Source organism: Micromonospora sp. NPDC049139, assembly GCF_055586845.1.
The window spans coordinates 20,070-31,499 of sequence record NZ_JBVJHK010000011.1 but is presented as its reverse complement, the minus strand read 5'-3'; the positions used below and the strand labels follow the sequence as shown (position 1 = coordinate 31,499).

Genomic DNA, 11,430 nt, shown 5'->3' with positions numbered 1-11,430 from the left:
GTGGTGTGCGGTGGGGTTCGCCGTCCCCTCCGAACAGTCATTACTATACATCATTCTGCGGTATGGACCTATCCGATTTGGCCCGCCCGGTCGATGAGCTTTTGATGATCTTGCTGGTGGTTGCCGGCGGCTACGCCGATCACGCTGCCGTGTACGGACACGGCGCGTCCCCCACTTCCTTCGGCGGTGGGGGGCGAGTTCACTCGACCCGCGGCGCGCGCAGTGGAGGTCAAGTTCGGGCGCGGGGTTTCGAGGAAAGATCATGCGGGGTGTGCATGATGTTTCCGAGCCGCGCCCGGACTTGACCGGAGCGAGCACGTCGCTAGCCTGTTGCGGCCCCCACCGGTGAAGGGGGTTTGGGCAGTGCGGCCGGAGGCCGCTTCCGGCTTACCCGGCCCGCCAGGGCCGGCCGTCTCGGTGAGCGGAACCGCGGCGATCGGTCGGGGTCGACGGCAGCGCTACGTCGAGGGAGGCCGAGCGGGTCACGGCTGGGTTGGTTTGCTGCCCTGCTCGTCCAGGATGGCCCACAGCGTTTGGCGCTTCCACTTGCGGCGGTGGCGTCCCTGTGGACCGGTGGTCTGCTCATCGGCGCGTTCCAGTACGCGGTTGGGTAGGGCGTTGGCGGTGCTGTAGCCGAGCACTCTGGCGGCTTCGGCTTTGCCCACCAGTTCGTCGGGGTCGCCGGAACGGTCAGGGTGGCCGTGGGGAGTGCCGGCTGGCCGTCCGGTGTGCGTGGCGCCTCCCTTGCCGATGCGGCTTTCCGCGAGCTCCCACACGGTGCGACGCTTCCATCGCCTGCGTTTGCGGCCGGCGGGGGTCAAGGATTCGTCATCCACTTGCTGTTGCAGCCGCAGCCACACCGGGTTGTTTCCGGCGAGGGCGCTTCGGTCGCGGTAGCCGAGGATGCGGGCCGCTGTGGCGGTGTCGACCAACTCGTCCGGGTCGCCGGAGCGGTCGACGCTGTCCCGCGCGCCGCGCCTGGCCTGGTCGCGAGGCAGTTCGTATTTCGCGATGTCGTCGCGGTGCCATGAGCGGCCGTCGGCCGCGCGCTCGGGGAAGCCGTTGCTGTCGCGCTCGCGGTAGAGCCGGTCGAGGTGGCTAACGGAGATGCCGAGCATCGCCGCTGCTTCGACCCGGTTGACGACATCGCGGTCGTGTGGGGAGCGCGTGGACATGGAGTGATGATGCCGTACGAACTGGTTGGCGAATCGGACGGCCGGCGGGTGGCGGCTGAGGGCGCTTCTCATGGTCTGCTTCGCGGCCAGGGGGCAATACTGCCGTACGATGGGCGGCACGTGTTCGGCGTATTGGCTTGTTGGGGCCTGTGTGGCGTCGGACGCCAGGCGGCCGGGGGGAGTTCGCCAAACTAACCCCCCGGCCGTCGCCCAGCAGTGGTCCCAGGGATGCTGCTGGGCGGTCACTGTTCTTGCGGCGGCCGGTGCCTGGCGTTAGGTAGGCAACGTCGCGCGGCGCGCGCCAGGACCCCGTATTGCGTGTCGCCGCTGGCGATCACATGTCCGGTCGGCAGTCTGCGAGCCACATACTCGCGCCGCTGGGCGTCCCAGCCGCCAGCGCAGACAGGCGACGGCTCGGCGATCATCTCCCAGCGTTCGCCGCCAGCGAAGGTGACGTGGGCGTGGAACTCGCGGGTGAGCGTCCACCCGTCGTCACCGCCGTCGAGCCGGAGGCCGTGGGGATTGTTGTCCCGGAAGAGGCGCCACCGGCCGTCACGTCCGACGAGCCGTACGATGTCTCCGAGCGCGTCGAGCGGAGCCAGCGTGCCGATGGGCGCGTGGCGTGTTGGCGCAGTGTTCTGAGCGGGCGGCTTGTTCGGCATGGTTGCGTCCCGATCGGGTTGGTGGGTTGGGCTGGAGGTTCGCCAACTCCATTAGTAATCATTACTATACATGCTCATGTTGATCTGGTCAGCCTGGCTGCGGGACTCGGAGGCCGGGCGAAGGGATCGTGGTGTGCGCGGAGTCGGCAGGGCGGGCCGGCTGCGGACCTGATGCGGCGCGGAGGTGCTCCGGCCCGCCCGGTGCCCGCGGGAGCAACGGTCTGGAGCGCGACGGGCCCGGGAGAAAAGCCGCCAGTGCCTGTGTTGGAGGTTGTGGCCTGCTCGGGCAGGGCGCGGTGGCCAGGGCGTCGTAGTGGTCCGGGCCGCCGCGCGCGCAGGATCAACTCGCGTTCAACAGGGGATGCGCACGGCGGGCGGTCATGGCTGGCCTCCTGCGGCGATGCGTTCGCGCAGATTCCGTAGGGGCAGCCGGTGTCGTTGACCGTGGCGTTGTTCGGTGAGTATGGAGACGTCGCCGAGATGTTCGCGTAGCTGTTGTTCTGCCGCTTCGGCGGTGGCGTACTGGTCAGGGAGTACGTCCAGCAGGCGCGCCCAATGGCGCTTGCCGGCGCGGACGCACGCGCCGGCGCAGTTGTTGTGGGGCATGCCGAGTTCGTAGAGGCGGGGCGGGCGTAGCCCGAGCTGGCGAGCCCAGTCGAGCAGGTCGTCCTTGGTCAGGTGGGGCGGGTCGAGTAGTGGGAAGCGGGTGGTCCAGGGCGTCCAGCCGGCGGCGATGGCGGGGGCGCGGTTGCGGTCGCGGGGGGAGGCGTCGAGGCCGATGTAGAGGGTGGTGGCGGCGGGGTCGGCGTGGGTTTCGAGCCAGCGGCGACAGGGGGTGATCTTGAGGGTGTGGGTGCAGGGGGCGATGCGGCTGTTGCCGAGGTAGCGGATGTCGTGAAAGAGCTGCCAGGGGGTGCGTCCGTCGGCGACGCGGGTGATGGGTACGCCGAGTTGGGTGCTGCTGTCGTGCAGCCAGCGGTACAGGTCGGGGTCTTCGGTCAGGACGTCTGCGAAGAGTAGAACCATGTTGGTGGTGCCGTGTTCGGCGGCGATGCGTTGGGCGGCGCCCCAACTGCCGATGCCGCCGGAGTACTGGACGACGTGTAGGCCGGTCGGCGGACTGGCGGGTACGGGCTGGTTGGTGTGCGGGATCAGCGCGGGCATGGGTCTCCTTCTGCTGGGGCGGCGGGCGGGGGAGTAGGCGCTGCGGCGGCTGCCTGCCGCAGCAGCAGGGTCGGGCGGAGGGTTGCGAGGTGTGGCTCCGGCGGCTGTAGAGGCGGGTGCGGCAGCACGGAGCGCGCATGCTCGGCGTACGTGGATTCCGGGCTCGCGTGCTCGGATGGTGGCCGGCGTGAGCACAGCGCGTCCTTGGGCACGAGTGCTGGCCTCGGCCGGGGTGAAGGCTGCTGGACAGGCTGATTCGTCGTGGGTGGTGTCCACGGGGCCTGGCCTGCGCGCGGCTATGCCCTCGGTGCTGCCGGTCGGGGGCCGGGTGCGGCCCCCGACCGGCAGCGGTTAGGCGGCGAGCCGGTGTGCAGTGTCGGGGTCTGCTTCCTCGTCGGTGTCCACGCTGTCGGCGGTGGCGCTGGTTGCCGCGTCGACGTCCTGGGTCGCAGTGTCGGGCTGCTCGGGTTCGTCCTTGTCGTGGGTGGGCTTCGGGTCGTCCGGCTCCGTGTTGGTGGTGGCCACGGTGAGTTCGGTTCGCCGGTTGGTGGTGCGGTTGGTGACGCCGTCGATGATGAGCTGTTCGACCTTGCCGATCTGGAAGCCGTTGGTGATGCACCACTGCAACCACTTCGCGACGGCCGGGTCCGGGGCACGCCAGGAGCTGCGGGTGATGGCGCTTTCGTTGGCGGCGGCGATGGCTGCCAGGGAGATGACCGTGTAGCGGGCGTCGCTGACGCGGGCGGGGACTCGGCTGGTGCCGGCCCGCTTGGTCTTGCCGGGCGAGAGTAGGTAGTCCAGCATCTTCCGGCCGCCGTTGATCCAGGTGGACAGGGTGTACCCGGAGTCGGCCAGCATCTCTGCGATGAGCTTGTTGGTGCCTTTGGGCGGGGTCTTGCCAGCGAGCAGGTTGGTCAGCCACTCACGGCGGACGGTGTTCGCGGCTTCCATCAGCTTGTTGTTCTCGATGACGCGTCGCCGCTCGGCTTTCTCCTGTTCGGTCATGGGCCCGCTGCGGGTGGTGGTGCTGTAGCTGTACTGGGTGTGTCCGTGCTTGCGCCAGTCGGTGCAGTAGGTGCGTTCGGTGAGGCGGTGGTCGTAGGCCAGGTACAGCAGGACGGCGTGGCCGGGGCAGGCGCTGTGGTCCTCGGCGCTGATGTGCTGGCCTTCGGCGTCGCGGAGGTCGCAGATTTCCTTGACCTTCGTGTCGTGGTAGCCGGGGTGTTCCGGCAGCAGGGTCACCCCGGCGGCGGTCAGCTCGGCGCGGCGCGCGGCTTCGGTTTCGCGGGCGTTGCGGGCGGAGCGGGCCTGTTCGACGGCTCGGGCGAATGCGAACGGCCCGCCGTCTTCGGCTTCCTCCAGCAGCGTTCCGATGGTGTCGGGTTCGTCGGTGAACTCGGCGAGGGCGGCGGCCTGGGTGAAGTCCAGTCCGAGTGCGTGGGTGCGCTCGGCGGTGTGCTTGTCCAGGGCGGCGACGCAGCGGCCGGCCTTGACCTGTTCGGGGTGGTAGCCGGTGCTGCGGGCGATCTCCTCGTCGCTCATGCCGTCGAGGGCGAGCTGCTGGATGCCTCGGGCCTGCTGCGCGGCGGTGGGGTCCTTGCGGTGGACCTGCCGCAGCATGCTGATGATCTGCTCGCGGTTGCCGGCCAGGTCGTCCCGGACGATGGCCGGGAGGTACTCCTGCTCGGCTTCGACGGCGGACCAGTATCGCTGCTCACCGTCAATGATCAGGTACGTGTCGTCGTCGAGCGGCGTGACGATGACCGGGGCGAGCAGCCCGCGTACGCCGTCCTGTTGCAGGTTTCCCACGATGCCGGGCAGGGCTTGGGCGTCGTCGCGGACGTTGTCGGGGTTGGGCCTGATCTGCTTGATGGGCAGCAGTTCGTAGTCGCCGGGCAGGGCGGGCTTGGCGACGGCGTGCTCGGTGTCGGCTGCCTCCGCCGGGTCGGTGGGGGTGGTCGACAGGTCGGGCAGCCCGTCAGGGCTGAGCTGGTCGGTGTCCGCGCTGGGCTGCGCTTCGGTTGCGGTGATCGGGAGCACGGGTGTGTCCTTCCGGTTGTGGGTGTTGGTTGGCCGGTCAGGCCCGGGTTGCCGTCCGGGCCGGATCGGTGGTTTCAAGGCCGCTGCGTTCAGCGGCTCTGGTGGGTCCGTGTCGGGTAGCTGCGGATTTGTCAATGAACGGTGGAACGTCGCGCGGCGGGTCAGGCGGCTGTGGCGACGGCGGTGAGGCGGAGGCGGGCGGCTGGGGCGGGCATCGAGCATTCGGTGCAGGTGGTGCTGTTCCAGCGGTGAGGGCTTGCGCCGTCGCCGGCTGGGCAGGGGCGGGTCTGCAGGGTGCCGAGATCGGCGGCGTTAAGGCAGGTGGGGCAGAGCCCCCAATTGGCGCTCGAGGGACCGGCGATGGGGGAGTCGCATTGGGCGCAGTACAGGCCGGCTTGGCGCAGTGCCTGGCCGATCACGTCGGCGGTGGTGACGGCGCGGCGGGCTGTTGCCGCGAGGTTCTTCCATGCGGCGGTGTTCTGGACGCGGTGCCAGTCCTCGGCGTTCAGGGCTGGGTCGTGGAGGCTGCCGGGGTTGTCGGCCTGGGCACGTAGGTACGCCTCGACTTCCGCGCGGCCGAACAATGGCCCGGTCCACTGGTAGGTGCGGGCGAGTACGGAGACGAGGTGTCGGGCGTCGGGTTCGGCAAGGTTGCGGGGCAGGGATACGCCGTGGGGCAACCCGATGAACAGGGGCATTGCTTCTCCAAAGGTGCGCAGCGATGGGTTGCAGCGCACGACCGCGGGCGGGTTGAAGCCAGGTTGCCGGGGCCGTGCGGTGCGGGAGCGGTAGCCCGCGTCGGCGTGCTCGATGCGCGTCGACGCGGTCGGCCGTGCGGCTGGGCGCTGGGTCCGGGTGCCGCCGGCGGGTTGCGCCGACGGCACCCGGACATCGGGTCAGAGCGTGGCGGCGAGTTCCATTGCCCGGATGCCGGCGCCCTCCATGTCGTAGGCGGCGTCGGGGTCGGTGAGGGTCTGGGCGGCGCTGGTGACGGCGTGCAGGATGCCTCCGGCCGTGCGGTCGCCGCCGTCGATGAAGTGGTCCAGGATGAGCCGCTGCTCGTCCTCGGTGAACCGCAGCCGCTGGGCGACGACCCGGATCGTGTGGTCGGGGTCGGGGATCCGCCGGCCGGCCTTCTCCTCGATCTCTTCGATCTTGCGCTGCACGTAGCGGACGTCGAGGAAGCGGCGTACGGCGTCGCGGGTCTGCTTGCCGATCAGGTTGAGGTTCGCCTGGTGGGTGTCGTTGCTCCACCGGATGGTGCCCTCGTCCATCTTCGCGCCGAGGTGCACGGCTCGCAGGGCATCTTTGGTGATGGTGAGCCCGTTGTCGCAGACCTGCACGACGATGCGGGGCGTGACGGTGAACGCGCCGGAGCCGGTCTCGCTGTTCGTGAAGACGAGGCCGGCGAAGACGGTCGGGTTGTCCGCGCCGGTGGCTCCGGTAAAAGGGCTGCGGTAGTTGCGCAACAGGTTACGGGCGAGGGTCTTGATGGCCTCGGAATGCACGCGGACGACCATCCGGCGTTCGCTGAGGTCGCATTCCAGCTTGACGTTCATGCCCGACTCGCGGATTCCAGCGAGGACGGCCATCAGCACGTCGAGGTTATCGATGATCTTGTATCCGTCGCTGAGGAAGGCGCGCAGGATGCCGCCGCCGTTGCCGTCGGACAGGCAGCGGGCGAGGTAGCGCTTGCCCTGGCTGAGGCCAAGCCAGCCGTTGACGTTGGCGTCGTAGAGGGGTAGCGCCTGGGCGCGCGTCTTGCGCAGGTAGCTGGTGGGGATTCCGAGCTTCTCGCCGAGTCCCGCGTCGCCCAGCTCGGTGGGCCGGTAGAGCCCGTCGGAGGGGGTGACGCCGGACTCGCTGATGATGGGTTCTGCGCCGGTGATGCGCAGGTGCCCGGCCTCGGCTCGCAGCATGGCGGTGCCGGCGACGATGTCGAGCTTGTGTGCCTGCTGGATGTTGAGGATGCGGTGCAGGTCCGGCAGGGTCGCGTGCCGGGCGGCCAGGGGGATGGTGTCGAGCGTGTTGCTCACCGTTGATCCCTTCGGTTGAGGCTGTTGGTTGTGAGGTGGGGGGTGCCGTCCCCCTCCCTCATGTATTTAATGATACATGATGTAGCCTTCTTGGTCCACTTCGGATTTTCTGAGTTGGAGGTTTCGTTGGGTGGTCGGTGTATAACCGTACGGCGGAGGTCGGTCGGCTGAAACCTGACGGCCTAACCTCTTTGAGCTGCCGGGAAGGCGAGTGCCCTCGCCCGGACATCGGGCGAACGACCGGGACCAAAATGGGGGACTGGTGGCATGGTCATTTATTTGGCGTACGTGAGAGAGCCTTCCCGGTGGCCTGATCGCCGATCGACCATGTGCGGCTGTGGGGGTCAAGCCTGGGGTGCGGCTTGACCCCCACAGCCGCACATGGTTGCCCTTTGGGCAGGTCGCCGGGAAGGCTCGGCGAGGTCCTCACCCTTCCCGGAGCCTGCTTCGCCGGCGAGGCGCCGCGGTTCAGCGGCGGGACGCTGACCCGGCTGGAGGCCATCGACCGAAGGTCGATTCAGCCCAACCGGCGCGGCGGCTTCTGGATCCGGCGTACCCGGCAGGGCGGCGAGCCCGGCTGGTGCGAGCTGCGTACTCGAGGTCGCGTGGCGTCTGCCGTACAACAGATCCTTTGGGCGTTGACCCGTCGTGTGGGTCATGCCATCGGCGGATCGTGATGTGTCAGGGGGCAGCTGTCGGCTCGTCGGGCAGATCGGCGCCGAGCACCTTCCCGGTCCGGGCGTTGATCCACTCCTGTACGCGGCGGCGTTTCCAGTACCGGACAACTCCTTGCACTGGCGCGGGCTCCTGATGGTCAGGCAAGGGAAGGTAGCCGTCCTCGTTGCGGTCCCACGCTGCCCGGCTGAGGCCGACGTACTTGTCCCATCCGCCTTGCGTGATGGTGAGCAGCTCCCGGAACTCGGTGGCGGAGATTAGTTCCTCGGGGTCGCCGTCAAGGTCGACGTGATGGACCCGTGCGCGGGAAGCCTCGACGATCTGCGGTAACAGAACGTCTCGGACGCGCTCCAGCTCATCGATGGGGAACCACGCCTTCTTGTCCTGCTTAATCGATGCAGGCCAGCCTGATCCCTGGGCTCGCTGTTTCGGCGACGTCTTGAGTCGCACTGTCTGTTCAGACCGTCCGGTCAGCTCGGCTGCGCCGGCAATGTCCGTGTGCGGCCGACCACCGATGTCCCGGATTTCCATCCCTGTCCCTGTCCGTGTCGGGCCAGTGGTTGGAGCGGCCGGGGGAACATCGTCCGCGAACGAACGAAGCGGCAACCCCCCGACCGCTGATTCACCAACAGCCCCATCCGCGCGCCGTACCGCGCGAGCGGTAGGCGTGCGGCCGAAGTGGTGCCGATCGTAGCAGCGTGGTTCGTGGTCACCCCGGAAGTTGCGCAGGGTGGTGCGGTTGCTGAAGCGGCTGGACATTGCGTAGCTGTACTAGGGCGTGTCTCCTGGATCTTTGGTTTCGGTTCGGCTATTCACAGCTGTCGTGGGTGGACGGTTCGAGTTGACTGATGTCGAGTACGCGCGGATCGCGTCGTTGTTGCCGGCGATGACGCCGCAGCGTGGTGGGCGGTGGCGTGATCACCGACAGGTGATCAACGGGATCGTGTTCCGGGTACGCACCGGGGTGCCGTGGCGGGACGTCCCGGCACGGTACGGGCCGTGGAAGACGCTGTACAAGCGCTTCACCCGCTGGCAGGAGGACGGGACCTGGGCGCGGATCGAGGCGATGCTGCAGGCCGACGCGGACGCTGCCGGGGACCTGGACTGGCACGGCAACGCCGATTCCACGATCGTGCGTGCCCACCAGCACGCCGCCGGCGCGCGTAAAGGGGGCTGAGCAGCCGTGATGCAGCGCGACGGGAAGGACTCGGCAAGTCGCGCGGCGGGTGGACCACGAAGATCCACACGATCGGTGACGGGCGAGGCCGAAACCTGACCAGCCACCTGACCCCGGGCCAGGACCACGACACCCGCCAACTGGTACGGCTACTCGACGACGTGGCCGTAGCCCGCCCCGGCCGGATCGGCCGCCCCCGCAAACGCCTCGATTCCCTCTCCGCGGACAAGGCGTACAGCTCTCGCGGCAACCGCCGCGCGCTGCGGGACCGGCGCATCCCCCACGACATCCCCGAGAAAGACGACCAGAAGGCCAACCGCGCCCGGAAAGGGTCACGCGGTGGTCGCCCGCCCACGTTCCGCCCGCACCGCTACCGGCAGCGCAACACCATCGAACGGCTGATGAACCGGCGCAAGCAGTTCCGCGCCGTGGCCACCAGGTACGACAAGCTCGCCTGCCGCTACCGCGCCACCGTGCAGATCGCCGACATCCTCATCTGGCTACGCGCGAAACCGGACCACCCCAAGCCATGATCCAGGAGACACGGCCTAGACCTGCGCGGCTAGTGGGGCCAGCAGCACGGTAGGTCCGAGCCGACGGTGAAGCATGGCGACCTCCACCGCCCAGGCGAACGCCTTCGCGGGTCGGCGGGCTGGCCGGGGCGACGATCCGCACCCGATCCCCGTGACGCAGCCGCCGGGCACGGACAGATGGAGGCACCTCGTGGTCGCTCATCGAATGATCCCTCGACGCAGATTGTAGGTGAGGCCGCTCACTGGTCGTTCGATCGATATCGGGTGCGGGATAAGGGTGCGCTGCGTAGCCGCGGTACGTCCTACCGCCCTGGTGTTGGCAGGGTGCGTAGTTCGGTGACGAGGTCGCGGACGGCTGGGCAGCGCGAGGCAGCGGGAGCGAGTTCGTCGTGCAGTCGCAGCAGCAGCTCGACGCTGCGGGCGGAGTTGACAGCGGGTAGACGTCCGAGGGCGAGCCGGGCGGTGCTGACTGCGAGGTCGAGGTCACCGGCGGCGTGGTGGGCGAGGCTGAGCCATGCGCCGTGGCGTAGGGCGGAGCGCTGTGGCGCTTCATCGGCTCTGGTGTGCGCACGGGCGTGTAGGAGCTGGCCGGCTTCGCGGAGGAGTTGTTTGCGTCGTGTCGGCACCCGCTCGGCCAGGACCACGAGGCCACGGCCGGTGATCGCGTCGAGTTCGACGCGCTCGATGTAAGAGGCCCATCGGGGAAGCGGCGCGTCGGGTTTGGCATTGAGAAGTTCGAGGGTGTTGTGGCGCATCTGTGAGTAGCTGGCGATGTCGCCGGCAACGGCGTGGGCGAGGCTGCTACGGGCGGCGATCAACGCGCGAACGGCGGGTGGTGTGCTCCTCGCGGATTCTTGCGCCGCTGCCGCGAGTTGCAGGGCGTCGAGGGCGTGGCCTCGGTCTGCGGCTTGGTTGGACATGAGAGCCAATACGCTGGCGGCGAGACCTGGGTCCGCGGCTGCGTGCGCGGCGCGCAGGGCGGTGAGATACCAGCGCTGCGCGACGCCGTCTTCGCCGGCGTCGAATGCCATGAATCCGGCGGTCTGTGCGAGCTGTGCCAGGGCGGCGGCGAGACGGCGGCCGGCGGCGGCGTTGTAGGAGGCGCGGCGCAGGAGCCGGGCGACCGCGTTGAATTGATCGCCGACGAATCCTCGCGCGGCGCCTCCCTGGTTGTCGTCGAGTCGCTGAGCGTGGGCGACGACAGTGTCGATCATGTCCAACAGCGGTGTGGTGACGGGGCCGCCTTCGCCTGCGGCGGCGACCAGGTCCGGCACGGGCTGCTGTAGCGCGGTCCAGGCGGGGGCGGTCAGCGCGGCGCCGGTGACGGCGATGATGGTGCGACGGGTCGGCACGGGTCCCCCTACGAGGCTGAGCAGTCCGTTGCAGTCCCAGGGTAGATCCATTGCGTGGTTCGCCGGCAGGGCCGGCTGCGCACGCGAGGCGACCTGACCCCAGACATCGGCGTAGACCAGCTCGGTCTGCAGGTGGGTGGACAGCATCTCGACGACGAGGTCGGGTATGTCTCCGTGCGGCACGGCGCCGTCGGTGATCCACTTGTAGGGGGTCTTGGCGTGGACTCTGCGGCTGTTGCCGCGTGCCGCCAAGACGGCGTTGATTCGTCGGGCTAGGGCCTCCGGTCGCCATCCCGCGTCGTGGAGCAGGCCGGACAGACGCTGGTTGATGCGGGCGGGTGTGGGGTCGGCTTCCACGGTTGGAGCCTCTCTTCCGGGCGCCGCGGGTTCGGTTCGACGGTAGCGGCCCGCCTGGCGGCGGAGAAGCAACCGCACCATCCGCACCAGGTTCCGCGCGATCCCCACCGACGGCACCGTGCCGACACCTGCCCCGGGGGCGCGTCAGAGGCGACAGTCGACAGGCGGATACCAGGTTCCGCACCTCGTCGCGAGGTTCACGCCTGCTCTCCGTCGGCAGCCCCGAGGAGGCCGCAATGCCCGCACGTCGTCCGCCGCT

At 69.0% G+C, this 11,430-nt stretch carries 9 protein-coding genes; 1 reads left to right on the top strand and 8 read right to left on the bottom strand.

Translation table 11 applies throughout. The features are described from left to right. Positions 1-482 precede the first annotated feature (482 nt). The 7 genes from ACZ6Q9_RS19465 to ACZ6Q9_RS19435 all read right to left on the bottom strand — a co-directional run bounded on the left by ACZ6Q9_RS19465 (position 483) and on the right by ACZ6Q9_RS19435 (position 8,283). On the bottom strand, positions 483-1,175 hold the full coding sequence (locus tag ACZ6Q9_RS19465) for a hypothetical protein (RefSeq protein WP_396827189.1): 693 nt from the start codon (positions 1,173-1,175) through the stop codon (positions 483-485). Positions 1,176-1,417: 242 nt separating this feature from the next. Beyond that, the gene (locus tag ACZ6Q9_RS19460) at positions 1,418-1,837 is read right to left on the bottom strand and encodes a hypothetical protein (RefSeq protein WP_396827187.1); all 420 of its coding nucleotides are present in this window, start codon (positions 1,835-1,837) and stop codon (positions 1,418-1,420) included. 378 nt (positions 1,838-2,215) lie between these two features. Beyond that, on the bottom strand, positions 2,216-3,001 hold the full coding sequence (locus ACZ6Q9_RS19455) for a hypothetical protein (protein WP_396827185.1): 786 nt from the start codon (positions 2,999-3,001) through the stop codon (positions 2,216-2,218). Between the two features lie 351 nt (positions 3,002-3,352). Then, entirely contained in the window at positions 3,353-5,041 is a 1,689-nt protein-coding gene (locus ACZ6Q9_RS19450) for a ParB/RepB/Spo0J family partition protein (RefSeq protein WP_396827183.1), read from the bottom strand. Positions 5,042-5,202: 161 nt separating this feature from the next. Next, positions 5,203-5,739, bottom strand: a complete 537-nt coding sequence (locus tag ACZ6Q9_RS19445; RefSeq protein WP_396827181.1) for a hypothetical protein — start codon at positions 5,737-5,739, stop codon at positions 5,203-5,205. A 198-nt stretch (positions 5,740-5,937) separates the two neighbouring features. Beyond that, positions 5,938-7,077, bottom strand: a complete 1,140-nt coding sequence (locus ACZ6Q9_RS19440; RefSeq protein WP_396827179.1) for a DUF932 domain-containing protein — start codon at positions 7,075-7,077, stop codon at positions 5,938-5,940. A 681-nt stretch (positions 7,078-7,758) separates the two neighbouring features. Then, positions 7,759-8,283, bottom strand: coding sequence for a hypothetical protein (locus ACZ6Q9_RS19435; RefSeq protein WP_396827177.1), 525 nt, complete (start codon positions 8,281-8,283; stop codon positions 7,759-7,761). 355 nt (positions 8,284-8,638) lie between these two features. On the opposite strand from ACZ6Q9_RS19435, the gene ACZ6Q9_RS19430 reads away from it, so the two are divergent. After that, positions 8,639-9,462 (top strand): IS5 family transposase gene (locus ACZ6Q9_RS19430; protein ID WP_396827561.1). Its coding sequence is split into 2 segments (ribosomal slippage): positions 8,639-8,926 and positions 8,929-9,462, totalling 822 coding nucleotides; the frame shifts between segments, so codons are not numbered across the junction. A 302-nt stretch (positions 9,463-9,764) separates the two neighbouring features. On the opposite strand, the gene ACZ6Q9_RS19425 is transcribed toward ACZ6Q9_RS19430, so the two are convergent. Continuing rightward, positions 9,765-11,171: a hypothetical protein gene (locus ACZ6Q9_RS19425; protein WP_396827175.1), complete on the bottom strand. Its 1,407-nt coding sequence runs from the start codon at positions 11,169-11,171 to the stop codon at positions 9,765-9,767. Positions 11,172-11,430 lie beyond the last annotated feature (259 nt).